Below are 22,680 nucleotides of genomic sequence, written 5' to 3'. Positions count from 1 at the left end.
AGATGCCAACGCCTGTAAGGAAAGAGATGCCTTCCGTTGCCAACTTTTACACGAAAATTCTGAACGCGGGGCGCCCGAGGTCGTCACACTGGTCACACACACGCAACACCCTGGAGGTATTCATGAAACGGATGACTGCACTGTTCTCGGCTGCCCTGCTCAGCGCCGGCCTGATGTCCGCCGCCGCCCACGCCCAGCAGGACCCGGCCGCAGCCACCGAACAGCCGCAGGCTGCCGCTCCCGCCCAGGACTTCTCCGATCAGCAGCTGCAGCAGTTCGCCGATGCCTCCCAGGAGATCGCCGTGATCTCCCAGGAGTATACCGAGCGCCTGCACGCCGCCGAGGATGAAGCCTCCCAGCAGGAAGTGCGCATGGAAGCCAACGACAGGATGGTCGAGGTGGTCGAGGACAGCGGCCTCGACGTGGATACCTTCAACGCCATCGGCCAGGCGATCCAGCAGGATCCCGAGCTGATGCAGCGCGTCCAGGAGATGGCCCAGTCGTAAGACGGTCACTCCCTGACGCCGACTCCCATCGGCAGCGCGAACGGCCACTCCTCGGGGTGGCCGTTTTCGCATGGGCGCCGGCTTTACAGCGCCCCGGCGAGCTTCCAGACTTGGCTCAGCGAGCCACCTGACGCCGGGAGCGTGACACATGGAAGTCGAACTGCTGGAGATCCGCCAGCACATGGGGCGCTTCCCGCCCTTCGATGGCATCTCCGACGACCTGCTCGATGCGGTGGCCGGCGAGGTGGAGGTGGCCTACTACAAGGCAGGCACCGACATCCTGCTCCTCGACCGGGAGATCCACGAGCTGGGCTACATCCGCAGCGGGGCGGTGGAGGTCTATCGCCGCAACGGCGACCTCTACAACCGCCTGGGCGAGGGCGACATCTTCGGCCACTTCAGCCTGCTGCGTAACCACCGGGTGCGCTTTCCCGCCCGGGCCCTCGAGGACACCCTGATCTACTTCATCCCCGAGGCGCTGTTCCAGCGGCTCTGCGAGGAGGACGAGCACTTCGCCGACTTCGTCGAGCTGGAGCGCCCGCGCCTCGAGTCCGCGGTGGAGCAGCACAAGAAGCAGAACGACATGATGATCACCCGGGTGCGCAAGCTGCTGACCCGCTACCCGGTGATGGTGGAGGCGACCACCAGCGTCCAGGAGGCCGCGCGCCTGGTCGGCGACTTCGGCGCCTCGGCGGTGCTGGTGCTGGACGAGCCCGGCGACAACCCCCGCTACACCTTCCGCGACAGCGAGGAGCGCGCCTGGCAGGTGCGTGGCATCCTCACCGACAGCGATTTCCGCCGCCTGGTGGCCCAGGGGCGCGGCCCCGAGACGCCGGTGGGGGAGATCGTGGGCGACCGGCTGGTGGCGATCCAGTCCGACGAGTCGGTGCACGAGGCGATGCTCACCATGCTGCGCAACAACATCCACCACCTGCCGGTGATGCACCGCCGCCATCCGGTGGGCATCGTCCACCTCTCCGACATCATCCGCTACGAGACCCACTCGAGCCTCTACCTGGTCAGCAACATCTTCAACCAGTCCACGACCGAGGGCCTCGCCAAGCTGGCGCCGGACGTGCGCGCCGCCTTCGTGCGCATGGTGGAGGATGGTGCCGACTCGCGGATGATCGGCAGCGCCCTCTCCACCATCGGCCGCAGCTTCACCCGGCGCCTGCTGGAGCTCGCCGAGGAGGCGCTGGGGCCGCCGCCGGTGGCCTACTGCTTCATGGCCATGGGCTCCATGGCGCGCAACGAGCAGTCCATCGTCACCGACCAGGACAATGCCCTGGTGCTGGCCGACGACTTCGATCCCGACCGCCACGACGACTACTTCCTGGAGATGGCCAGGATCGTCAGCGACGGCCTGCATGCCTGTGGCTACACCTATTGCACGGGCGACATCATGGCCACCAACTCGCGCTGGCGGCAGCCGCTCTCGGTGTGGAAAGGCTACTTCCGGGACTGGATCGCCAACCCCACGCCGGAGCGGCTGCTGCACAGCTCGATCTTCTTCGACCTGGACGTCGTGCACGGCGAGAACCGCTTCGTTGAGCAGCTCCAGGACCTGGTGGCCGAGCAGGCCCCGCAGAGTCCGCGCTTCCTGGCCGCCATGGGGCGCAACGCGCTCAACCGCACGCCGCCGCTGGGGTTCTTCCGCACCTTCGTGATGGAGAAGGACGGAAAGCACAACAACTCGATCAATCTCAAGCGCCGCGGCACCGCGCCGCTGACCGACCTGATCCGGGTGCACGCCCTGGCCTGTGGCTCCCGGGCCCAGAACAGCTTCGAGCGGCTCGACGACATCGACCGCACCCAGCTGCTGGCGCCGGGGGTGAGTGACAAGCTGCGCTATGCCCTGGAATTCCTGGCCATGGCGCGGATTCGCCACCAGGTGATCGACCTGCAGCACGAGCGCTCGCCGGACAACAACATCGAGCCCGAGAACGTCTCCGACGCCGAGCGGCACACCCTCAAGGATGCATTCCAGGTGCTCAGCAACGCCCAGAAGTTCCTCAAGTTCCGCTACCCCATGCCGGCCGCGGGCCGGCCCCGGCCGGGCTAGCCCATGCTTGTCCTTCCCCCCCGCCGTCGCCAGGTCCCCACCTGGCCCGAGTACCTGGCCGACCGGGCCACACGGGTCCAGCATCCGCTTCTCGAGGGCTACTTCGCCGCCGGCTGCCCGGCCCCGGACACGCCCATCGGCGAGGTGCCGCTGGTGGCCATGGACATGGAGACCACCGGCCTGGACCCGCGCCGGCACGCCATCGTCAGCATCGGCCTGGTGCCCTTCAGCCTGGCGCGCATCCGCCTGGCCGACCGCCACTACTGGGTGGTGCGGCCGCCGCGCCCGCTGAATCGCCAGTCGGTGACCCTGCACCGCATCACCCACGCCGAGGTGGAGCATGCCCCGGACCTGGAGGCGATCCTGCCCGCGCTGTTCGAGGCCCTGGCCGGCCGCCTGGTGGTGGTGCACTACCGCCAGATCGAACGGCCCTTCCTGGACTCGGCGGTGCAGGCCCGCCTGGGTGAGGGGTTGCGCTTTCCGGTGATCGACACCATGTCGCTGGAGGCGCGCCGCCACCGCCAGTCGGTGCTGGCGCGGCTGCGCCGCTGGATGGGCCGTCCCCCGGTGTCGATCCGCCTGCACAACAGCCGCGAGCGCTACGGGCTGCCGCCCTACCAGGGCCACCATGCCCTGGTCGATGCCCTGGCCACCGCCGAGCTGCTGCAGGCCCAGATCGCCGCCCACTACTCGCCCGACACCCCGGTCGGGGAGCTGTGGAGCTGAGGCCTTCGGGCGGTTCGGTCCGCCAACAGGAAGGGCGGCCCGCAGGCCGCCCTTGTGGAACGTCGAGGAGCCGGGATCAGCGAGGTTCGCTCATCAGCCCCTTGATGATGGCGTAGCAGCCCACCAGCAGCACCAGGGTGAAGGGCAGGCCGGTGGTCAGCGCCGCCGTCTGCAGGGCGGCGAGGCCGCCGCCCAGCAGCAGGGCGATGGCCAGGGCCCCTTCGATCAGTGCCCAGAACACGCGCTGGGGCTTGGGAGCGTCGACCTTGCCGCCGGCGGTGATGGAGTCGATCACCAGCGAGCCGGAGTCCGACGAGGTGATGAAGAACACCACCACCAGCACGATGCCGACGAAGGAGGTGATGGCGGTCAGCGGCAGGTACTCCAGCATGGTGAAGAGCTGCAGCTCCAGGGCGGCATCCTGCACCTCGGTGATGCCGTCACTGATCACCTGGTCGATGGCGGTGGTGCCGAAGGCCGTCATCCACACCACCGAGGCCAGGGTGGGGATCAACAGCACCGAGATCAGGAACTCGCGCACGGTGCGACCGCGGCTGACCCGGGCGATGAACATGCCGACGAAGGGGGACCAGGCGATCCACCAGGCCCAGTAGAAGGCCGTCCAGCCCTGGCTGAAGTTGGCGTCCTCGCGCCCGAAGGGCATGGAGAGCGCCGGCAGGTGCGTCACGTAGCCGATCAGGTTCTCGACCACCCCGGTGGCGATCATCAGCGTCGGGCCGACCAGGATCACGAACAGCAGCAGCAGGGCGGCGAGGCTCATGTTGATCTGCGACAGGCGTTGAACGCCCTTGTCGACGCCAAGCATGATCGAGCCCAGCGCCACGAGGGTGATACCCAGGATCAGCAGCACCAGGGTGGCGTCGCCCGAGGGAATGCCGAACAGGTAGTTGAGGCCGCCGGCCGCCTGGGTGGCGCCGATACCCAGCGAGGTGGTCAGGCCGAACAGGGTGGCGAACACCGCCAGGATGTCGATCACATGCCCCGGCCAGCCCCACACGCGCTCGCCCAGGATCGGGTAGAAGATCGAGCGCATGGTCAGCGGCAGGCCCTTGTTGAAGGCGAAGATCGCCAGCGACAGGCCGACGATGGCATAGGCGCCCCAGGGGTGCAGGCCCCAGTGGAAGATGGTGGCGGCCATGCTCAGCGAGATGGCGCCGGCCTGGTCACCCTCGGCACCGCCCAGCGGGGCCCAGTCGGTGCGCAGGCCATCCTCGCCCAGGGAGATCCCCCCCAGGGCGGTGCCGTAGTGGCCCAGCGGCTCCGACACCCCGTAGAACATCAGGCCGATGCCCATGCCGGCGGCGAACAGCATGGCGAACCAGCCGGCGTAGCCGAAGTCCGGCGTGGCGTCGGCGCCGCCGATGCGCACGCGGCCCAGGGGGGTGAAGATCAGCACCAGCGCCAGCAGCACGAAGACGTTGGCGCCCAGCAAGAACACCCACCCCAGGTTGGTGGTGAGGAAGCTGAACATGCTGTTGAAGATCGGCTCCATCTGATCCTGCAGGGCCAGCGTCAGGATCACGAACAGCAGGATCACGATCGAGGAGAACATGAAGACCTTGCCGTGCAGGTCCACGTCGATCCCCAGGGGGGAAGCGGTGATGTTGTCCTGGCCGATCACGTAGTCCGTGTCGATCAGGTTGGCGGCCCCCTCCGGGGCGGGAATGCCCTCGGAAGCCGTTGGCTTCTCGTTGGCGTTCTCGTCATTGGCCATGGTGGCTCTCTCCCTTGCGTAGCGTCGTAATGTGGATCCGGGGTGGTCGGTCTACCCCTTGGTCGGGCGCACCAGGAACACCGAGACGTCGGTGTGGGTGGCCACCTTGCCGCCGTGGGACGGCATGATCACGTCGATATGCTTCGGTGGATGGGTCGGCATGACCACCAGGTCGGCACCCACGTCCTTGATCGCCTGGATCAGGTCGTCATCGAGGTCGGCGATGGGATCGGGACTGACGATGGTGTGGGTGCTGACCGGCTGGCCATGGACCTTGGCCCGCTCCTGGGCGAAGGCCTCGAGCTTCTGGCTGAACTCCTGGGGAGTGCGGGCCACGCTGCCCGGGGTATTGGCGGTCACCCCGACGTAGCACACTTCGGCGTTGTAGTGCTGCGCCAGGTCCGCCACCGTCTGCAGGGTGGGCTCGATCAACGGGATGTGTGCCAGGTCGATCGGCACCATGATCTTGCTGTACATGACGTCGTTTCCCTCTTGGCTGCGATGATGCGGCGCAAAGGTCGCGTATTGAAGCGTAGTCCCACTTCAGGGCGAGGATTCAACGACCCTTCACGATACTTGTACCATAATTGTACGCAGCTTGAGTGCGGGAGGCGAATTCCCGACCCCGGCCAGGCGCTGCGGCACAATCGGGTGCGGCGGGACCACGCAAAGGGGGAGGCACCCGAGAGTGCCTCCCCCTGCTCACCGGCCCGCGCGGGCCGTTATGGACCTCAGCTCTCGCCGAGCCAGGACGCCACGATGTCCTGGTTCTCCTCGACCCACTGCTTGGCGTTCTCGTAGGGGTCGGAGCCCTCTTCCTGGTTCATCAGCATCACCTCGCCCATCTGCTCCGGCGTCCACTCGAAGGCGTCGAGGATGGCGTGGGCCTCCGGCATGTCGTCGGCCAGGCCCTGGCGCACGATGGTGTGGATCTGCTCGGCACCGCCGTAGACGCCCTGCGGATCCTCGAGGTACTTGAGGTCGAAGCGCGCGAACTTCCAGTGGGGCGTCCAGCCGGTGACGACGATGTTCTCCTCGTTGTCGATGGCGCTGGCCAGGGCGGCGGTCATGGTGGCGCCGCTGCCGCTGCGCAGGCGCAGGTCGAGGTCATAGGTGTCGATGACCTCCTCGGTCAGGCTCATCAGGCCGGCGCCGGGGTCGATGCCGATGATCTCGCCGTTGAAGGCGTCGGCATGGTCATTGAGGTCGGCGATGGTCTCGACGTCGCTGTAGGCGGGCACCACCAGGCCGAGCTTGGTGCCGTCCAGGTTCACGCCCAGGTCCTCGACGTCGTCGCTGACGCGGTCGAGGTAGTCGGCGTGGGTGGTGGGCAGCCAGGCGGCCACGATGGCGTCGGCATCGCCGCTGCCCATGGCCTGCCACATGGCGGCGGCGGAGAGCGATGTCATGTTGACCTCGTAGCCGGCCTGCTCGAGCACGGCGCGGACCACGTTGGTGGAGGCGACCTCGGAGGACCACTCCACGTAGGCCAGGTGAACGGTGCCCTTGTCCTGCGCCTGGGCGGCGCCGGCGGTGAGGGCGGCGCCGGTGGCCAGTGCCAGGCCGGCGAGACGGATGCGACGGTTCAGCGGGTGCTTCTTCATCGTGTTCCCCTTCTCTTGATGTTCAACTTAATACCCTGAGGGTGGCGACCGGCGGTTTCAAGGCCGGCGCTCAACGCTCAGGACTTGCGCTGCTTGCGGAGTGACTGGGTCAGGCGGTCGAGCAGCATGGCCAGGATCACCACGGCGATGCCGGCCTCGAAGCCGTCCCCCGGGCGCAGCCGCTGGATGGCCCGCCACACCTCGCTGCCCAGGCCATCGGCGCCGATCATGGCGGCGATCACCACCATGGAGAGGGCCAGCATGATGGTCTGGTTGATGCCGGCCATCACCGTGGGCAGCGACATCGGCAACTGCACCTTGAGCAGCTTCTGGCGGCGCGTGGCGCCATAGGCGTCGGCGGCCTCGATCAGCTCCACCGGCACCTGGCGGATGCCCAGGGTGGTGAAGCGGATCGCCGGCGGCATGGAGAAGATCACCGTGGCGAAGATCGCCGACACCGAGCCGATGCCGAAGAACGGGATCGCCGGGATCAGGTAGACGAAGGCGGGCATGGTCTGCATGAAGTCGAGCACCGGCATGATGCCGCGGTAGAGCCGCTCGGAGAGCGCCGCGGCGATGCCCACCGGGATGGCGATGGTCACCGCCACCAGGGTGGCGATCACCACCAGCGTCAGGGTCTCGATCATCGGGTTCCACAGCCCAAGGTTCCAGATCACCGCCAGGCCAGCCACGGCGCCGATGGCCAGGCGCAGGTTGGCCACCCTCCAGCAGATCGCGGCCAGGATCGCCATCAGGCCCCACTCGGGCAGCCACATCAGGGCGTCGTTGAGCCCGTCGATACCGGTCTGGGTGACCCGTGAGATGCCGCGGGTCACCACGGAGTACTCGCTGGTCAGCCAGTCGAGGCCACCCTCGATCCACTGGCCCAGCGGAATGCGCGGAAATTCGATCGCCATTACTGTTCTCCTGCCGCTGCGGTGTCGTTGTCGGCGTCTGCCGTCGGGGCCGCTTCGGCGGCCTGGGCCAGCTCATCGAGGACGGCGCCCTTGACCACTACGCCCAGCAGCCGCTGGTCGTCGTCCACCACCGCGATGGGAAAGCCCTTCTCGCTGAACATCGCGAAGAGGTTGTGCATCGGCTCGTCCGGCGTCACGCGGCGGAAGTCCTGGGTCATGGCCTCGCGGATGGTGTCCTGCCCCTGCTGGGCGGCCTGTTGGGCGGCGTCCACCTCGAGCAGCCCGTGCAGGCGGCGGTCACGGCCGGTGACGTAGATGGAGTCCAGGTTGTGCTCGTGCATGCGGCGCAGCACGGTGCGCGGGCCGTCGCCCTCCCGGGCGGTGGCCCGCACCGGACGCATGGCGTGCTCGGCGGTGAGGATGCGGGACTTGTCGACGCCCTCGATGAAGCGACGGACATAGTCGTCGGCGGGGCGGGTGAGGATCTCCTCGGGGGTGCCGATCTGCACGATCTCGCCATCCTTGAGCAGGATGATGCGGTCGCCGATGGTCAGCGCCTCGTCCAGGTCGTGGGTGATGAAGACGGTGGTCTTCTGCATGCGATTCTGCAGCTCGAGCAGCTCCTGCTGCATGTCGCCGCGGATCAGCGGATCCAGGGCCGAGAAGGCCTCGTCCATCAGCAGCACGCTGGCATCGTTGGCCAGCGCCCGGGCCAGGCCGACGCGCTGCTGCATGCCGCCGGAGAGCTGGTTGGGGTAGGCGTCCTCCCAGCCCTCCAGGCCGACCTGCTTCAGGGCATGGCGGGCGGTCTCGCCGCGCTCCTCGGTGGGAACGCCGCGGATCTCCAGGCCGAACTCGGCGTTCTGCTGCACGGTGCGATGGGGGAAGAGGGCGAAGTTCTGGAACACCATGGAGAAGTGGCGGCGGCGGCACTCGAGCAGCGCCTTGGTGTCGAGCGTCGGGATGTCCTCGCCGTCGATGACGATCTCCCCCTCGGTCGGTTCGATCAGCCGGTTGAGGCAGCGGATCAGGGTCGACTTCCCCGAGCCCGACAGGCCCATGATCACCAGCAGTTCCCCCTCGTAGACGTCGAAGTCGATGTGGGAGAGGCCCAGTGTCTGGCCGGTCTTCTCGAAGATCTCCGGGCGCTTGAGGCCCTGGTTGCGCAGTTCGAGCGCCTTCTTCGGGTGGCTGCCGAAGACCTTGCTCAGGTTGCGAACCCGAATCTTGACGTTTCGGTTCTCGTTCATTGGCGATGCCTTTCTGTCAGCCCCTGGCGCGACGCAGGAGGCGTCGTATGCGATGCGCTGCCGCACCAGCCTGGCAGGCAGGCGGCAGCGTTGACGGGTGCGAAAGGTTACCTACCCTACGGATTCTTGAATGATCATTCAACTTAACGGACGGGCCGCCGCCGGTGGCGCCGGGTGTGTCAGGGCGTTCCCATGTGCCATTTTTCACCACCCCCGGCCGGGCCCGCAGGGGGCCGGCGGGCGCCCGAGGGTTGATCCCAAGCTATTGATATATAATTGCTTATTTTCATTTTGGCATGGATGGCACGGCGCCTGCAGTCACTGGTTGATACCACATGGAGGGAGGGAGACCCCGAATGAGCCAAGACCCGTTGAATCATCGTCAAGGCAGGCGTCGTCGACTGAGCGCCCTGGCGGCAATCACCGCGATGACGCTGGGCAGCCTGGCGCTGGCCGGGTGCGGCAACGACGACGAGCCGCCCCCCATGGAGCAGCAGGCCCCGATGGAGGAGCCGGCCCAGGAGCCGCCGATGGGAGATGACCCCGCCATGGACCAGGACCCCGCGATGGAGTCGGCCCCGATGGATGAGGGCGGCATGGAAGGCGGCGGCATGGGCGACGATCCGATGGACGACCCCATGGCCGATCAGGAACCGATGATGGAGGACGAGGAAGCCGGCAGCCTGTGACCGGCTCGCCCAACCGATGAGCCGACTCGTTCTTGTCCACGACCGCCATCGGCGGCGGTCAATCACTCGCGACAACCGCGATATCCCGCGAAATGGAGGTGCAGGATGAAGACCCAGGAATCCCTCAAGGCACTCGGCATTCTCGGCGTGGCCTTTGGCCTCGTGACCGGTCCGCTGGCCGTTGCCGACATGCATGACCCGCAGGCCCAGGACCCGGCCGCCACCACCCAGCCGGGCGACCCCGCGGCCCCGGCCGATCCGGCCGCGCCGGCAGACCCTGCCGCCAGCGACCCCATGGCCGACCCCGCGGCCCCGGCCGATCCGGCCAGCCCGGCGGAACCCGGCGCCCCGGCCGATGAGCCCGGCTTCGGCGGCGGCACCGAGCCGATGCCCAGCGGCGAGACCCAGACCGACCCGTCCCAGGACCCGATGCTCGACGAGGAGCCCGAGGGCCAGGACAGCAGCTGGTAAGCTTCCGGTGAGCGTTGGTGCTTCTTGATGTTCCCCTGGCGTCGCATGGCGCGGCCGGCGATCCCGCCGCTATCCCCCTCAGCCTTCGCCGGCCGTTTGACGCCCCTTCCGCCCTTGCCCCACGGCAAGGGCGTTTTTCTGCGCGGCTGCCCATGGCGCCCTTCTTCCGAGACCCGAGACCCGAGACCGGAGGCCTCACGGCTCGCCGGGCTCGCCCTCCTCGAGGCGGCGGTAGAGGGTGCGCCGGGCGATGCCCAGGATGTCGGCGGTGCGCCGCTTGTTGCCGCCGGTGGCCTCCAGCACCTTGCGGATATAGCGCTTCTCCACGTCCTCGAGGCTCGGCCAGGCCTGGGCCGGGGCGCTGGCCACCAGCTGGCCGGCCAGCGCCTCGCCGGTGTCGCGTCGCCGCTCCGCCGCATGCCCGCGGATGCGCTCCGGCAGGTCGGCATGGCGGATCTCGCCGGCCTCGGCCAGCGTCACCGCGCGCATGATGGCGTTCTCCAGCTCGCGGACGTTGCCCGGGTAGGGGTAGGCCAGCAGCGCCTGGAGGGCGGCGGGCTCGATGCGCGCCAGGCGCTTCTCCTGGGCGCCGGCATGCTTGTCGATCAGCGCGGTGACCAGCCGCTCGAGGTCGCCTTCGCGCTCGCGCAGCGGCGGGATGCGCAGCGAGAAGGTCTCCAGCCGGTAGAACAGGTCGCTGCGGAAGTTGCCGGCCTCGATCTCCTGCTCCAGGTCGCGGTGGGTGGCGGCGATGATCCGCACGTCCACCGGCTCCTCGCGTTCCGCCCCCACCGGGCGTACCGTCTTCTCCTGCAGGGCACGCAAGAGCTTGGCCTGGAGCCCCGGTGACATCTCGCCGATCTCGTCGAGGAACAGGCTGCCGCCGCGGGCGGACTGGAAGAGCCCGTCGCGGGCGTCGCTGGCGCCGGTGAAGGCGCCCTTCACGTGGCCGAAGAACTCGCTCTCCATCAGCTCGGCCGGGATGCTGGCGCAGTTGATCGCCACGAAGGGACCCTCGGCCCGCGGGCTCTCGGCATGGATGGCCCGGGCCAGCAGCTCCTTGCCCGTGCCGCTCTCGCCGAGCACCAGGATCGGGGCATCGCTCCTGGCCAGGCGCGCCGCATCGTGGAACAGCGACTGCATCGCCTCGCTCTCGCCGATGATCCCGTGGAAGTGGCCGGGTGGCGACGCCTGCTGGAAGCGCGCGGCCAGCCGGCGATGCTCCCGCACCCGATAGACCGCCTCGTGGACGTTCTCCAGGTCCAGCGGCTTGGTCAGGAAGTCGTCGGCGCCGATCTTCAGCGCCTCCACGGCCTGGTCGATGGTGCCGAAGGCGGTGATGACGATGAAGCCCACCGTGCTACCCTCGGCGCGCAACTGCTCCAGCAGCTGCATGCCGCTCATGCCGGGCAGGCGGACGTCGCTGATCACCATCGCCACCTCGCTGTGGCTCAGGGTGGCGATGGCCTCCTCGGCGCTGCCGACGCCCAGGGTGTCATGGCCGGCCTCCTGGAGCTCCTCCTCGAGCAGCTCGAGGATGGCCGGGTCGTCCTCGACGATCAGGATGGGGCAGGGGAGAGCGGGGTCCTTCCGGGTCACGTGGTGCGTCCTCTCGGGTCGGTGTCGTGGGATGCCGTCTCGTCCTGGAGGCGGTCATCGAGGGGCAGGACGATCTCGAAGCCGGCGCCGCCGAGCGCACTGTCGAAGACGCCGATGGTCCCGCCGTGGTCATTGATGATGCGGTGGACCATGGAGAGGCCGAGGCCGCTGCCCTGGCCCACCGGCTTGGTGGTGAAGAAGGGGTCGAACACCCGGGCCTTGTCGGCCTCGGCGATGCCGGGGCCGTCATCCTCGAACCACAGGTGCAGCCGGTCCTCCTCCTGGCGGGCCCGCAGGCGGATCCGGTGAACCGTCTCGGCCTGGGTGGCGTTGACCAGCAGGTTGGTCAGCACCTGGGTCAGCTGCTGCCCGTTGGCCAGCAGCCGGGGCGGCGGGTCGGGCAGGTCCAGCTCCAGGCGCATGCCCCGACGCTCCAGCGCCTCCTCGACCAGCGCGACGGCCGAGGCCGCCAGGTCGTCCAGGGCCAGCCACTCCTTCTCGACGTTGTGGCGCCGGCCCAGCTCCATCAGCTGGCGCACGATCTCGACGATGCGTTCCACCTCGCGGCGGATGCGGCCGAGGCGGGTCCGCTCGTCGTCGCCGATCACCTCGCGGCGCGCCAGGCGCTGGGCCTGGCCGTTGATCACGGTCAGCGGCGCACCGATCTCGTGGGCCACCCCGGCGGCCAGCACGCCCAGCTCGGCCAGCTTGTGGGACTTGCGCAGCCGCTTCTCCAGGGCGATCTCGTTGAGGCGGCGGGTCTCGATGTCGGCATCCTTCTCGGCCATGGCATCGAGCATGCCGTTGAGGGCCGAGGCCAGGCGGCGGTACTCCTGGGGCCCGCCGACCGCGGCGCGCTGGCGCCGGTCGCCGCCCTCGACCCGCGCCATCACCTCCAGCAGGCGATTGAGCGGCCGCTCGATATGGCGCCGGAACCCCCACCAGATGCTGAACACGATGCCCCCCGCGCCGATCACGAAGACCCCGCCGGCGAGCAGGCTGATGAAGCCGGTGTAGTTCTCGATGCCGGTGTTGAGCCGGTTGACCTGCAGCACCCCGCGAACCTCGCCCTCCGGCGTGGTCAGGGGCATCAGTGCCGAGTAGTAGGTCCAGCCGTCGTGCTGGCGGTAGTCGCCGGTCAGCTCGCCCGCCTCGACCACGGCGCGGATGTCCTCGGGCTCGAACAGCGCCTCGCCGAGCCCCAGGCCGTAGATCTCCTCGCCATCGGGGGCGAAGACGTAGGCGCCGTAGATGCGGTGGAAGGAGAAGGCGGAGTGCAGCGTCTCCTGCATCGACTCGGGGGAGGCGCCGGCCATGGCATGCCCCAGCGAGGTGCCGATGGCGTGGGTGATGATCTGCACCTCGGTCTGCAGCTTGGAGCGCACGTTCTCCTCCAGCGCCTTGATCGCCACCAGGCTGAAGACCACCAGGATCAGGAACAGCGGCACCAGCACGGTCAGGATGATCGTGTTGCGCAGCCTCATCCGTCGGCGGGCACCAGCCGGTAGAGGCTGCCCCGGGGCGAGTCGTCGAGCAGGTAGAGGGCGCCGTCGCGGCCCTGGCGGACATCGCGGATGCGGCCGATCTCGCCGTCGAGGATCACCTCGTTGCCGACCACCCGGTCGCCGTCGAGGGTCAGGCGCCGGAGCAGTTCGCTGCGCAGGCCGCCGGCCAGCAGGTCGCCCTGCCAGGCGGGGAAGCGCTCGCTCTGCACCTCCGCCAGCCCCGAGGGGGCGAAGCGGTCGTCGAAGACATGGACGGCATCGCGCATGCCGGGCAGCGACGCCTCGCCGATGGGCCGGCGGGTCGAGTAGTCAACGCCCAGGCTCACCTCCGGCCAGCCGTAGTTCTCGCCGGCCTCGATGAGGTTGAGCTCGTCACCGCCCAGGGGGCCGTGCTCGGTGGCCCAGGCCCGGCCGTCGGCGGCCACGGTCATGCCCTGGATGTTGCGGTTGCCGCGACTGTAGAGCGCGTCCAGGGCGCCATCATCGTCGACGAAGGGGTTGTCGTCCGGCACCCCGCCGGTCTCGGTGAGGCGCAGCACGCTGCCGGCGTGGTCGCCGCGATCCTGGGCGCGGGGCGGCTGGCGGCCGCGGTCGCCGATGCTCATCAGCAGGGTGCCGTCGGGCAGCCAGGCGAGGCGCGAGCCGTAGTGGCGCCCGGGGGCGGAGAAGCGGTCCTGGACGAAGAGCGTTTCCACGTCCACCAGGGCATCGCCGTCGAGCCGCGCCCGGGAGAGGGTGGTGGCGGTGCCGCCGTTGCCGGCCTGGCTCCAGGTGACGTAGAGCCAGTCGTGCTCGCTATCCCCCTGGCCATAGCCGGGATGCAGCACCACGTCGAGCAGGCCGCCCTGGCCGTTGGCGCTGACGTCGGGCACGCCGTCGAGGTGGGTGACCTCGCCGGCCGTGTCGATCAGCGCCAGGCGCCCGGGGCGCTCGCTGACCAGGAAGCGACCGTCGGGCAGCGGGGCCACCGCCCAGGGGTGCTCCAGGCCGGAGGCGATGCGCTCCAGGCGCAGGTCGTGGTGCTCGGTCTCGATCCGCTCGACGGTTATTTCGGGCAGGGTCTCGGCGGCCAGCGCCTGGCCGCCGACCACCAGGCCGCCCAGCAGCAGCGCGGCGGGCAGTCTCATGAGGTTGGCAGGCATTCCGTTCTCCCCCTTGTCGGTATCGGGTTCCCGCGATGGGCCTTGCAACAGCTAGGGACTCCGAGGGGGGCGGGGCGTTCCCTGTCTCCCGATGGCTACATCAGCACGGCCAGCAGGATCGGCAGGTAGACCAGCGAGAGCAGCGTGGAGCAGAACACCAGGCTGGCGGTGTACTCCGGCTCGCGACCGGCCTTCTGGGCGAACAGGTAGTTGAACACCGCCACCGGCATGCTCATCTGCAGCACCAGGATGCTCAGTGCCATCGGCGGCAGGGCCAGCAGGGTGCCGATGCCCCAGGCTATCCCGGCGGCCAGGGGAATGCGCAGCAGGCTGAAGCCGATGCCGGACTTCAGGCTTCTCACCTGGATGCTGGCCAGCGAGACCCCCAGGGTGATCAGCATCAGCGGCACCGTGAAGCCGGAGATCAGGTCGACGCTGTTGTCGAGCCACAGCGGCAGGTCGGTGTCGGTGAGCAGCAGCGCCAGCGAGATGAGGATGGCGTAGACCGTGGGCGTCTTCACCAGGGTCTTCAGCGGGTTGCCCCGGCTGGCCATGATCGAGCCCACGGTGAACTGGAACAGCGAGACGGTGACCATCACCGTGATACCGAACACGAAGCCGGCGCTGCCGAAGGCGTAGAGCACCACCGGCAGGCCCATGTTGCCGGTGTTGGGGTACATGGTGGGGGCCAGCAGTACCCGCCAGTCGCGGCGCAGCAGCCGGGCCAGCACGAAGGCCATGCCGGCCATCAGCGTGATCACCAGGGCGGTGGCCAGCATGGTACGGCCGAAGCTGCCGGCGTCGATGTCGGCGCCGGAGAGCGAGGCGAGCACCAGCGCCGGCGTACCGATGTTGAAGACCAGCCGGGTGACGAACTCCACCGGGTAGGGATGGCCCAGGCGGATCCAGGTATAGCCCAGGCCGGCGCCGGCCAGTACTGGCGCCATCACGGCGAAGAGTTCGGCGATCATCGGGTCTTCCTTGTGGGACGCGGCGCGCCATTGTCCTGAATTGACGGACAGGCTGGCAAGCGCCAGGGGGCTCAGGCAGCCCGGGCCGGCACCCGCCACGCCTCGGGAACCGCCCGGCGCAGGCAGTCGAGCAGGGCGGTGACCCGCCGCGGCTGGTGGCCGAAGGCGTAGAGCAGGGTGACCGGGAGCGGCGCGGGCTGCCACTCGGGCAGGCAGCGGACCAGCTGGCCGGGATGGGCCGCCTCGCGTCGCTCGGCGAGCCAGTGGGGCAGGACGCCGAGCCCCTGGCCGCGGGCGATGGCGTCCAGGTGCAGCACCGGCAGGTCGACGCGCAGCCGCGAGCGGGGGGGCTGGAAGTCGAAGCCGCCCGCCTCGGGATGGCTAAGCCTCAACCCCCCCCGGCTGTTGCCCAGCAGGTCGATCCAGGCGTGGTGGGCCAGCTCCCGGGGGTGTCGGGGCGAGCCATGGCGTGCCAGGTAGTCGGGGTGGGCATAGAGGCCACGGGTGAGGGCGCCCAGTGGCTCCTGGCGCAGCCCGATGTCCGGTGCCGCCCCCAGCCAGACATGCACGCCATGGCTGTCCGGCGACTCGGGCAGGGTCTCGCGCGTGCGCAGGGTCAGCGCCACGTCCGGGTGTTGCGTCATGAAATCGGTGACCACCGGCGCCAGCCAGCAGCGCGCCAGGGCGCAGTGCGCCTCGAGGGTGAGTTCGCCGCTGACGTCCTCGCGCAGCGCCTCCAGGGCCGCCCGGCTGCGCTCCGCCAGGGCCAGCAGGTCCCGGCAGTAGTCATGGAACACCAGGCCGGCATCGGTGGGAATCAGCCGGTTGGCCTGGCGACGCAGCAGCGGCTGCCCCAGCCGGCCCTCCAGCTGGCTGATGCGCCGGCTCAGGGTCGACTTGGCCAGCCCCAGCTCGCGGGCGCTGCGGGTCAGGCTGCGCGATTCCATGACGGCAGCGAAGGCGTTGAGTTCGTCGAAGTCGTGCATGGCAGCGACCGTTGGCAGGTGTCCTTGGCTCGGCAGTATGCCAGCCAATCATGCGGATGAAAATCATTGGCATTTGTCGCCGAGCCTCATGACTTCCTCGGCAGGCAAACGCCCCGGCGGTGCGGTGTCGGAGCGAAGGCGCGGGAACGAACGGGGCCGTTGGGCGACGGCGCCAGGCTCAGAACGCGTAGCGGGCGGAGAGCCACAGCCGACGGCCCTCCTCGCTGTTGGCGTAGACGTTCCCGTAGCTGGCGCCCCCATCGTAGGCGCGGTAGTCGACGAAATCCTTGTCGAACAGGTTCTGGAGCGTGGCGCTGACCGTGAAGGCGTCGGTGACCCGATAGCTGCCGCCCAGATGGAACAGTGCATAGGAGGAGAAGTCGCCCAGGTCGGCGTAGGACGCCGCGCCGCGCACCCGCTCGCGGTCGCGATAGCGCTCGCTGCGGTACTCGCCGGCGAGCCAGGTGCTGAGGCGGTCCGTGGCCTGCCAGCGCAGGGTGCCGTTGACGGCGTGCTCCGGGGTGTCGGTCAGCGGCTCGCCTCGCTGGGCGCCGCTCTTCTGTTCGCTGTCGGTCCAGGTGTAGTTGGCGCTCAGGTTGACACGCTCCGACAGAGAGATGCGGGTGGCGAGCTCGAGGCCCCGGGTCTCGGCCTCGTCGATGTTGATGTCCTGGGCGTAGACGCCGTCGGGAATCCGCGGGTCGCCGCTCACCACGATGTCCGGGCCGGCGGCGATCTTGTCGTCGAAGCGGTTGTGGAACAGCGTCGCGCTGGCCATGAAGCCCCCGCCGTTGTCGTACTGGGCGCCGAGCTCGCTGCTGGTGCTGGTTTCCGGTTTCAGGTCGGGGTTGCCGATGGTCAGGATGGTGCCCTGGCCGGTCACCCCGTTGATGCCGTCGTGCAGGTCGTTGAGCGACGGCGTCTTGTAGCCGCGGCTGACGCCGCCCTTCAGGGTCCAGTCGTCGCTGGCGCTCCACACCAGGTAGCCGCGCGGGCTGAACTGGCTGCCGAAGGCGTCGTGGTGGTCATAGCGGCCGCCCAGGGTCAGCGCCCAGTCCTCGGCCAGCCACCACTCGTCCTCGGCGAACAGGGCCCAGGTGGTCTGCGAGAATGCCTCGGTGGCGAGGCCGTCGGTGAGCGCCGAGTCCATCCACTGGCCGCCGATCGTCGCCATATGGTCGCCCAGGGGCAGGGTGAACTTGCTGTCGAGCACGGTGTTGGTGGTCTCGAGCTCGCGATCATCGCCGCCCACGATGCCGGGGAAGCCGGCATAGGGCTGCCTCAGGGTGCCGGGGATGGTGCGTCCCGTGGTCTCGGTGGTATTGCGCATCAGGCTCGATTCCAGGGTGCCCGCGGCGAAGCGCCCGGTATGGCCGATGGCGACCTGGTCCCGCTCGAAGCGCAGCTCGTCGGCATAGCCGTTGGCGACACCCGGGTCGGGCGCGCAGGTGCGATCACGGCCGTCCAGGGTGCCCAGCTGGCAGTCGTCGTTGTCGAAGCGTTGCCGGCTGGTCTCGACGTCGAGCCACAGCTCGTGATCCTCGCCGGGGGTCAGGGTCAGCCTGGCCCCCAGGCTGTAGAGTTCCCCCTCGACGGGGCTTGGGCCGCGCTGGCTGACCGGCACCTCGGTGCCATCCGCCTCGGTATAGGTGAGGTTCGAGGCATCGCGCTCGAAGAGACGCCCGCGAACCTGCAGCCCCAGGGTCTCCTCGATCAGCGGGCCGGTGGCATAGACGCTGGTCTCGCGGCTGTCGCCGAAGGCCTCGTGCTCGTTGAAGGTGCCTTCGGCCTGTACCGACCCGCTCCACTCGTCGCCAACCTTGCGGGTGATGATATTGATCACCCCGCCCATGGCGTCGGAGCCGTAGAGGGTCGACATCGGGCCGCGGATCACCTCGATGCGCTCGATGGCCGAGACCGGCGGGAAGAAGCTGGTGGCGGTCTCGCCGAAGCCGTTGGGCGTCACGCTGCCGGCGGTGTTCTGGCGGCGTCCGTCGATCAGGATCAGGGTGTAGTCGCTGGGCATCCCGCGGATGCTGATGTTGCGCCCGCCGGTCTTGCCCACCTGACCGCCCACGTCGACGCCCTCCACGTCGCGCAGGGCATCGGCAATGCTGCTGACCCGCTTCTGCTCCAGCGCCTCCCGGGTGACCACCGCGATGCTGGCCGGCGCCTCGGCCATGGCCTGCTCGAAGCCGGCCGCGGTGACCACGATATTGTCCAGGCGCGAGCTCTCCTCGGCCTGGGCCGCGGGGGGGCAGGCGGGGAGGGTGGCAACGGCGGCCAGGGCGACGGCGCTGGCCAGGGCGTTTGGCCGAAGGGGATGAGCGGGGCGGGGCTGGCGAGCAGGCGACATGTTATCCTCTTGAATGAGTCTGATTCTCAGTTGCGGCGAGGATTCTAGGCCGCCGAGTTCCCCGCCGAACAGCCCCGGGCACGCAACAACGCGTTGCCGAACCTGCAACACCGCGGCTCCTCCCGGCCGCCGGGGACATTGGCCGGGGGCGGGCGCCCTCGGCTATGCTTCGCGAGCTGAGCACAAGGAATCCCCATGACGACCCCTGCCTCACCCTCTACCGCCTCGCCCAACAGCTTCCAGGCGCTGGTGCGCCTGCTGCGCTATGCCCGCGGCTATCGCCGGCGGATCATCGCCGCCACCAGCTGCTCGATCATCAATAAGCTCTTCGATATCGCCCCGGAGATCCTGATCGGCGTGGCCATCGACGTGGTGGTGAACCAGGAGCGCAGCTTCGTGGCGCGGCTGGGCTTCGAGTCGGCGCAGGAACAGATCCTGATGCTGGCCGTGCTCACCTTCTTCATCTGGGCCGGCGAATCGATCTTCGAATACCTCTACAAGATCCTGTGGCGCAACCTGGCCCAGCGGCTCCAGGCCGACATGCGCCTGGACACCTACGAGCACGCCCAGCGCCTCGACATGGCCTACTTCGAGTCGAAGAGCTCGGGGCAGCTGGTCGCCACCATGAACGACGACGTCAACCAGTTGGAGCGCTTCCTGGACGGTGGCGCCAACTCGCTGATCCAGGTGGGGGTCACCGTGGTGGCGGTGGGGGCGGTGTTCTTCGTCATCTCGCCGCTGATCGCGCTGCTCGCCTTCACGCCGATCCCGCTGATCATCTGGGGCGCCTTCTTCTTCCAGCGCAAGGCGGGGCCGCTGTACGCCGACGTGCGCGAGAAGGTGGGGGATCTCGCCAGCCGGCTCTCCAACAACCTGGCCGGCATCGCCACCATCAAGAGCTTCACCAGCGAGGCCCGGGAGGCGGCGCGGCTGCGCGAGGTGAGCGAGGCCTACGTGGAGGCCAACCGCCGGGCGATCCGGGTCAGCTCGGCCTTTATCCCGGTGATCCGCATGGCGATCCTCGCCGGCTTCCTGGCCACCTTCACCGTGGGCGGCATGCTCGCCCTGCGCGGCGACCTCAACGTGGGCGCCTACGGGGTGCTGGTGTTCCTCACCCAGCGCCTGCTCTGGCCGCTGACGGGCCTGGCCGAGGTGATCGACTTGTTCGAACGTGCCATGGCCAGCACCCGGCGCATCCTCGACCTGCTGGCGGTGCCCATCACCGTGCGCGACAATGCCACCACGCCGCTGGCCGAGCCGCTGCGCGGCGAGGTGAGCTTCGAGGGGGTGAGCTTTCGCTATGCGGCGAGCGAGGTGGGGGTGGATGACGTCAGCCTCCGGGTGCCGGCCGGTAATACGCTGGCGCTGGTGGGCGCCACCGGCTCCGGCAAGTCGACCCTGATCAAGCTGCTGCTGCGCTTCTACGACCCCAGCGCCGGGCGGGTGCGTATCGACGGCCAGCCCATCGACGGGGTGAGCCTCGCCTCATTGCGCGGCGCCATCGGCCTGGTCAGCCAGGACGTCTACCTGTTCGAGGGCAGCGTTCGCGACAACATCGCCTACGGGAAGCCGGACGCCGCGGAAGCCGAGATCATCGAGGCGGCACGCACCGCCGAGGCCTGGGCGTTTATCCAGGCGCTGCCCCGGGGGCTCGACACCCCGGTGGGGGAGCGGGGCATTCGCCTCTCTGGCGGCCAGCGCCAGCGGCTGTCGCTGGCCCGGGCGCTGCTCAAGGACCCGCCCATCCTGGTGCTGGACGAGGCCACCAGCGCCGTGGACAACGAGACCGAGGCCGCCATCCAGCGCTCCCTGCGGCGCATCGGTCACGGCCGAACCGTGATCATGATCGCCCACCGCCTCTCCACCATCGTCCACGCCGACGAGATCGTGGTGATCGAGGGCGGCCGGGTGGTGGAGCGCGGCAGCCACGAGACGCTGCTCGAGACCGACGGCCGCTACGCCGCCCAGTGGCGGGTGCAGACCGGGGCGCTGACGGCGGACCTCGCCGAGGGCGACGCCACCCGTGCATGAGGCGCTGGAGCGCCATCAGGTCTGGGTCTACCTGGCGGCAATCCTGGCCGGACTCGGCCTGGGGCTGAGTCGCCCCGAGGCCGCCGGGCTTCTGGAAGGGGGGCTCTGGCCGCTGCTCGGCCTGCTGCTCTACGCTACCTTCACCCAGGTGCCGTTGGGCCGGCTCGGCCTGGCGGCGCAGGACTGGCGCTTCGCCACGGCGCTGGTGCTCGGCAACTTCCTGATCCTGCCCCTGGCGGTGGGAAGCCTGGTGGTCCTGCTGCCCCTGGCGCCCGCCGTCCAGGTCGGGGTGCTGCTGGTGCTGCTGGTGCCCTGCACCGACTGGTTCATCAGCTTCACCCACCTGGGACGCGGTGACGCCGGGCGCGCCATCGCCGCCACGCCGCTGCTGCTGGTGCTCCAGCTGGTGACCCTTCCGGCCTACCTTTGGCTCTTCCTGGGGGCCGACTGGGCCCGGGTCGCCATCAGCGGGCCGCTGCTCTCCGCCTTCGCCGGCCTGATCCTCGCCCCGCTGGCAGCGGCCTGGCTGACCGAATGCCTGGCCAGGCACCGCCCCGGGGCCCGTCGCCTGGTGGCGGGGCTGGGCTGGTTGCCGGTGCCGCTGCTCGCCGCGGTGCTGCTGGTCATCGCGGCCACCCAGGTCGCCGGCATGGAAGGGGTCAGCGGGGTACTGCTGCAGGTGCTGCCACTCTTCGTGGCCTACCTGCTGCTGGCCGCGCTGCTGGGCCGAAGCCTGGGGCGCGCCTTCGGGCTGACGCCCCCGGCGGCCAGGACGCTCACCTTCAGCTTCGGTACCCGCAACTCCTTCGTGGTCCTGCCTATCGCCCTGGCGCTGCCCGAGGCCTGGCAGGCCGCCGTGGTGGTGATCGTCTTCCAGTCGCTGGTGGAGCTCTTCGGCATGGTGGCCTTCCTGCGCTGGGTGCCGGGCCGGCTGATTCCCGGCCGCGGCTCGGTGCCACCCTGACCTCAGCGCCTGACCAGCACCGCATCCAGGCTCACCGGTACCTCGTCGCCGATCTGCTCGTAGCCGAGCAGCAGCATCACCGAGCGCAGGGTGGGGTCGGCCATCAGCTCGCGGCCGTCCAGGGCCACCCGCTCGGCGTTGGTGACCCGCACACGCGCAGATGACTCCCGGGTGAAGCGCACCGCCAGGGGCTCCGTTCGGGTGCTGTTGCCGGTCTGCACCGAGAGCGTGAGCACCTCCACCAGCGACTCGCCCACGGCCAGCCGCTCCAGGCGCGCCGGCGGGAAGCGGGTGGTGAGGGTGGCCATGGGGCGCTCGGTGAAGCCCGAGAGCCAGGGCGGCAGCGGCCCCATGCGCTCGATGACGTCACTCTGGGCCAGCCGCAGCGGCAGCACCAGGGTGCCGTCCGCCTCGGCGGCGCCGGTCAGCCGGCGCACCTCGTGCTGGCGGGGAATGGGGCCCTCGGGGGCGATCTGCACCACGGTGGCGGCGACCCGTGACTGGGCCGGGTCCAGCTCCCAGGCGGCGGCCGCTGCCGGAAGGGCAGCCAGGAGTGCAGCCAGCAGGGCGACCAGGCCAGCGCTCAGGGCGGAGGTCCGGAAAAGAGAGCGGAAAAGAGAGCGGAAAAGAGAGCGGAAAAGAGAGCGGGCAAGCGAACGAAGTGGCACCGGCGGATCTCCAGAAGGGGCGGGCCCAAGGAAGACCACGGCGGAGGGAGAAGGTGCCATGGAGGCGCGAGCGGCGCGAGGGCTATGGCCACCTTCATCGCCATTCGCTATCATACGCCGGCGCTCTGCCGCACCTTCCTTGAAAGGGCCTATAGCTCAGTTGGTTAGAGCAGGGGACTCATAATCCCTTGGTCGCTGGTTCGAGTCCAGCTGGGCCCACCATTAAAATCAGCTAGTTAGCAATTCTTGCTGGTGAGTCCCATGGTCCAAGGGTACAGTTTCGGTACAGTGCCGATCCTTCAGCCCCCTGGAGATTTTCATGGCCACCATTGTTAAGACCCCTTCTGGTAGCTGGAAAGCCGTCATCCGCAAGACAGGCTGGCCGACTACTGCCAAGACTTTCGTAAGCGCTCCAGCAACCCCATCTTCTAGAACTGACTGGCGCCGGCCACACTGGTGACCTCTGATCATTGGAGGACGCCATGAACGAACTAACCT

The 22,680-nt window shown here is 69.0% G+C and carries 19 protein-coding genes and 1 tRNA gene; 8 read left to right on the top strand and 12 right to left on the bottom strand.

Going from position 1 to position 22,680, the window contains the following annotated elements; all coding sequences use genetic code 11:
- Window positions 1-122 precede the first annotated feature (122 nt).
- The 3 genes from BDK63_RS04805 (at window position 123) to BDK63_RS04795 (ending at window position 3,294) form a co-directional block, all read left to right on the top strand.
- The gene (locus BDK63_RS04805; RefSeq protein ID WP_183330238.1) at window positions 123-506 is read left to right on the top strand and encodes a DUF4168 domain-containing protein; all 384 of its coding nucleotides are present in this window, start codon (window positions 123-125) and stop codon (window positions 504-506) included.
- Window positions 507-654: 148 nt separating this feature from the next.
- Window positions 655-2,568, top strand: coding sequence for a DUF294 nucleotidyltransferase-like domain-containing protein (locus tag BDK63_RS04800; protein WP_183330237.1), 1,914 nt, complete (start codon window positions 655-657; stop codon window positions 2,566-2,568).
- 3 nt (window positions 2,569-2,571) lie between these two features.
- The gene (locus BDK63_RS04795; protein ID WP_183330236.1) at window positions 2,572-3,294 is read left to right on the top strand and encodes a 3'-5' exonuclease; all 723 of its coding nucleotides are present in this window, start codon (window positions 2,572-2,574) and stop codon (window positions 3,292-3,294) included.
- 76 nt (window positions 3,295-3,370) lie between these two features.
- On the opposite strand, the gene BDK63_RS04790 is transcribed toward BDK63_RS04795, so the two are convergent.
- The 5 genes from BDK63_RS04790 to BDK63_RS04770 all read right to left on the bottom strand — a co-directional run bounded on the left by BDK63_RS04790 (window position 3,371) and on the right by BDK63_RS04770 (window position 8,800).
- Entirely contained in the window at window positions 3,371-5,029 is a 1,659-nt protein-coding gene (locus tag BDK63_RS04790; RefSeq protein ID WP_183330235.1) for a BCCT family transporter, read from the bottom strand.
- 51 nt (window positions 5,030-5,080) lie between these two features.
- On the bottom strand, window positions 5,081-5,506 hold the full coding sequence (locus tag BDK63_RS04785) for a universal stress protein (protein ID WP_183330234.1): 426 nt from the start codon (window positions 5,504-5,506) through the stop codon (window positions 5,081-5,083).
- A gap of 254 nt (window positions 5,507-5,760) precedes the next feature.
- Entirely contained in the window at window positions 5,761-6,633 is an 873-nt protein-coding gene (locus BDK63_RS04780) for a glycine betaine ABC transporter substrate-binding protein (protein WP_183330233.1), read from the bottom strand.
- Between the two features lie 77 nt (window positions 6,634-6,710).
- Window positions 6,711-7,544 (bottom strand): ABC transporter permease subunit, encoded by an 834-nt coding sequence (locus tag BDK63_RS04775; RefSeq protein WP_183330371.1) that lies wholly within the window; start codon window positions 7,542-7,544, stop codon window positions 6,711-6,713.
- Window positions 7,545-7,549: 5 nt separating this feature from the next.
- Complete coding sequence (locus BDK63_RS04770; protein ID WP_183330232.1) at window positions 7,550-8,800, bottom strand: quaternary amine ABC transporter ATP-binding protein; 1,251 nt, start codon at window positions 8,798-8,800, stop codon at window positions 7,550-7,552.
- 356 nt (window positions 8,801-9,156) lie between these two features.
- Here BDK63_RS04770 and BDK63_RS04765 point away from each other — a divergent pair, with 356 nt between their 5' ends.
- Together BDK63_RS04765 and BDK63_RS18630 are read left to right on the top strand one after the other, a co-directional pair.
- Window positions 9,157-9,489 (top strand): hypothetical protein, encoded by a 333-nt coding sequence (locus BDK63_RS04765; protein WP_183330231.1) that lies wholly within the window; start codon window positions 9,157-9,159, stop codon window positions 9,487-9,489.
- A 105-nt stretch (window positions 9,490-9,594) separates the two neighbouring features.
- The gene (locus tag BDK63_RS18630; protein ID WP_183330230.1) at window positions 9,595-9,960 is read left to right on the top strand and encodes a hypothetical protein; all 366 of its coding nucleotides are present in this window, start codon (window positions 9,595-9,597) and stop codon (window positions 9,958-9,960) included.
- 195 nt (window positions 9,961-10,155) lie between these two features.
- Here the strand turns inward: BDK63_RS18630 and BDK63_RS04755 are convergent, their stop codons facing one another.
- From BDK63_RS04755 to BDK63_RS04730, 6 genes are all read right to left on the bottom strand, one after another.
- Window positions 10,156-11,559: a sigma 54-interacting transcriptional regulator gene (locus tag BDK63_RS04755; RefSeq protein ID WP_183330229.1), complete on the bottom strand. Its 1,404-nt coding sequence runs from the start codon at window positions 11,557-11,559 to the stop codon at window positions 10,156-10,158.
- Entirely contained in the window at window positions 11,556-13,043 is a 1,488-nt protein-coding gene (locus BDK63_RS04750) for a sensor histidine kinase (protein ID WP_183330228.1), read from the bottom strand. Before BDK63_RS04750 ends, BDK63_RS04755 begins: the two co-directional genes overlap by 4 nt.
- The gene (locus tag BDK63_RS04745; protein ID WP_246385832.1) at window positions 13,040-14,206 is read right to left on the bottom strand and encodes a PQQ-dependent sugar dehydrogenase; all 1,167 of its coding nucleotides are present in this window, start codon (window positions 14,204-14,206) and stop codon (window positions 13,040-13,042) included. Before BDK63_RS04745 ends, BDK63_RS04750 begins: the two co-directional genes overlap by 4 nt.
- 95 nt (window positions 14,207-14,301) lie before the next feature.
- Window positions 14,302-15,177, bottom strand: coding sequence for an AEC family transporter (locus BDK63_RS04740; RefSeq protein WP_183330227.1), 876 nt, complete (start codon window positions 15,175-15,177; stop codon window positions 14,302-14,304).
- Between the two features lie 71 nt (window positions 15,178-15,248).
- On the bottom strand, window positions 15,249-16,163 hold the full coding sequence (locus BDK63_RS04735; RefSeq protein WP_183330226.1) for a LysR family transcriptional regulator: 915 nt from the start codon (window positions 16,161-16,163) through the stop codon (window positions 15,249-15,251).
- A 178-nt stretch (window positions 16,164-16,341) separates the two neighbouring features.
- The gene (locus BDK63_RS04730; protein ID WP_183330225.1) at window positions 16,342-18,519 is read right to left on the bottom strand and encodes a TonB-dependent receptor domain-containing protein; all 2,178 of its coding nucleotides are present in this window, start codon (window positions 18,517-18,519) and stop codon (window positions 16,342-16,344) included.
- Between the two features lie 195 nt (window positions 18,520-18,714).
- Here BDK63_RS04730 and BDK63_RS04725 point away from each other — a divergent pair, with 195 nt between their 5' ends.
- Window positions 18,715-20,550 carry an ABC transporter ATP-binding protein gene (locus BDK63_RS04725; protein ID WP_183330224.1) on the top strand — a complete coding sequence of 612 codons (1,836 nt, stop codon included), beginning with the start codon at window positions 18,715-18,717 and terminating at the stop codon, window positions 20,548-20,550.
- Window positions 20,543-21,514: an arsenic resistance protein gene (locus BDK63_RS04720; protein WP_183330223.1), complete on the top strand. Its 972-nt coding sequence runs from the start codon at window positions 20,543-20,545 to the stop codon at window positions 21,512-21,514. Before BDK63_RS04725 ends, BDK63_RS04720 begins: the two co-directional genes overlap by 8 nt.
- A 2-nt stretch (window positions 21,515-21,516) precedes the next feature.
- Here BDK63_RS04720 and BDK63_RS04715 read toward each other — a convergent pair whose 3' ends face one another.
- Window positions 21,517-22,182: a hypothetical protein gene (locus BDK63_RS04715; RefSeq protein ID WP_343065273.1), complete on the bottom strand. Its 666-nt coding sequence runs from the start codon at window positions 22,180-22,182 to the stop codon at window positions 21,517-21,519.
- A 145-nt stretch (window positions 22,183-22,327) separates the two neighbouring features.
- On the opposite strand from BDK63_RS04715, the gene BDK63_RS04710 reads away from it, so the two are divergent.
- A tRNA-Ile gene (locus BDK63_RS04710) sits at window positions 22,328-22,404 on the top strand.
- Window positions 22,405-22,680 lie beyond the last annotated feature (276 nt).

Source organism: Halomonas campaniensis (genome assembly GCF_014193375.1).
GTDB classification, from domain to species: Bacteria; Pseudomonadota; Gammaproteobacteria; order Pseudomonadales; family Halomonadaceae; genus Halomonas; species Halomonas campaniensis.
This window is presented reverse-complemented; position numbering and strand designations above follow the sequence as displayed.

What these genes read in the sequence shown, in the direction of transcription:
- BDK63_RS04805 (WP_183330238.1), top strand. Translation starts at nt 123, where the DNA reads ATGAAACGGATGACTGCACTGTTCTCGGCTGCCCTGCTCAGCGCCGGC.
- BDK63_RS04800 (WP_183330237.1), top strand. Translation starts at nt 655, where the DNA reads ATGGAAGTCGAACTGCTGGAGATCCGCCAGCACATGGGGCGCTTCCCG.
- BDK63_RS04795 (WP_183330236.1), top strand. Translation starts at nt 2,572, where the DNA reads ATGCTTGTCCTTCCCCCCCGCCGTCGCCAGGTCCCCACCTGGCCCGAG.
- BDK63_RS04790 (WP_183330235.1), bottom strand. Translation starts at nt 5,029, where the DNA reads ATGGCCAATGACGAGAACGCCAACGAGAAGCCAACGGCTTCCGAGGGC.
- BDK63_RS04785 (WP_183330234.1), bottom strand. Translation starts at nt 5,506, where the DNA reads ATGTACAGCAAGATCATGGTGCCGATCGACCTGGCACACATCCCGTTG.
- BDK63_RS04780 (WP_183330233.1), bottom strand. Translation starts at nt 6,633, where the DNA reads ATGAAGAAGCACCCGCTGAACCGTCGCATCCGTCTCGCCGGCCTGGCA.
- BDK63_RS04770 (WP_183330232.1), bottom strand. Translation starts at nt 8,800, where the DNA reads ATGAACGAGAACCGAAACGTCAAGATTCGGGTTCGCAACCTGAGCAAG.
- BDK63_RS04765 (WP_183330231.1), top strand. Translation starts at nt 9,157, where the DNA reads ATGAGCCAAGACCCGTTGAATCATCGTCAAGGCAGGCGTCGTCGACTG.
- BDK63_RS18630 (WP_183330230.1), top strand. Translation starts at nt 9,595, where the DNA reads ATGAAGACCCAGGAATCCCTCAAGGCACTCGGCATTCTCGGCGTGGCC.
- BDK63_RS04750 (WP_183330228.1), bottom strand. Translation starts at nt 13,043, where the DNA reads ATGAGGCTGCGCAACACGATCATCCTGACCGTGCTGGTGCCGCTGTTC.
- BDK63_RS04745 (WP_246385832.1), bottom strand. Translation starts at nt 14,206, where the DNA reads ATGCCTGCCAACCTCATGAGACTGCCCGCCGCGCTGCTGCTGGGCGGC.
- BDK63_RS04740 (WP_183330227.1), bottom strand. Translation starts at nt 15,177, where the DNA reads ATGATCGCCGAACTCTTCGCCGTGATGGCGCCAGTACTGGCCGGCGCC.
- BDK63_RS04735 (WP_183330226.1), bottom strand. Translation starts at nt 16,163, where the DNA reads ATGCACGACTTCGACGAACTCAACGCCTTCGCTGCCGTCATGGAATCG.
- BDK63_RS04730 (WP_183330225.1), bottom strand. Translation starts at nt 18,519, where the DNA reads ATGTCGCCTGCTCGCCAGCCCCGCCCCGCTCATCCCCTTCGGCCAAAC.
- BDK63_RS04725 (WP_183330224.1), top strand. Translation starts at nt 18,715, where the DNA reads ATGACGACCCCTGCCTCACCCTCTACCGCCTCGCCCAACAGCTTCCAG.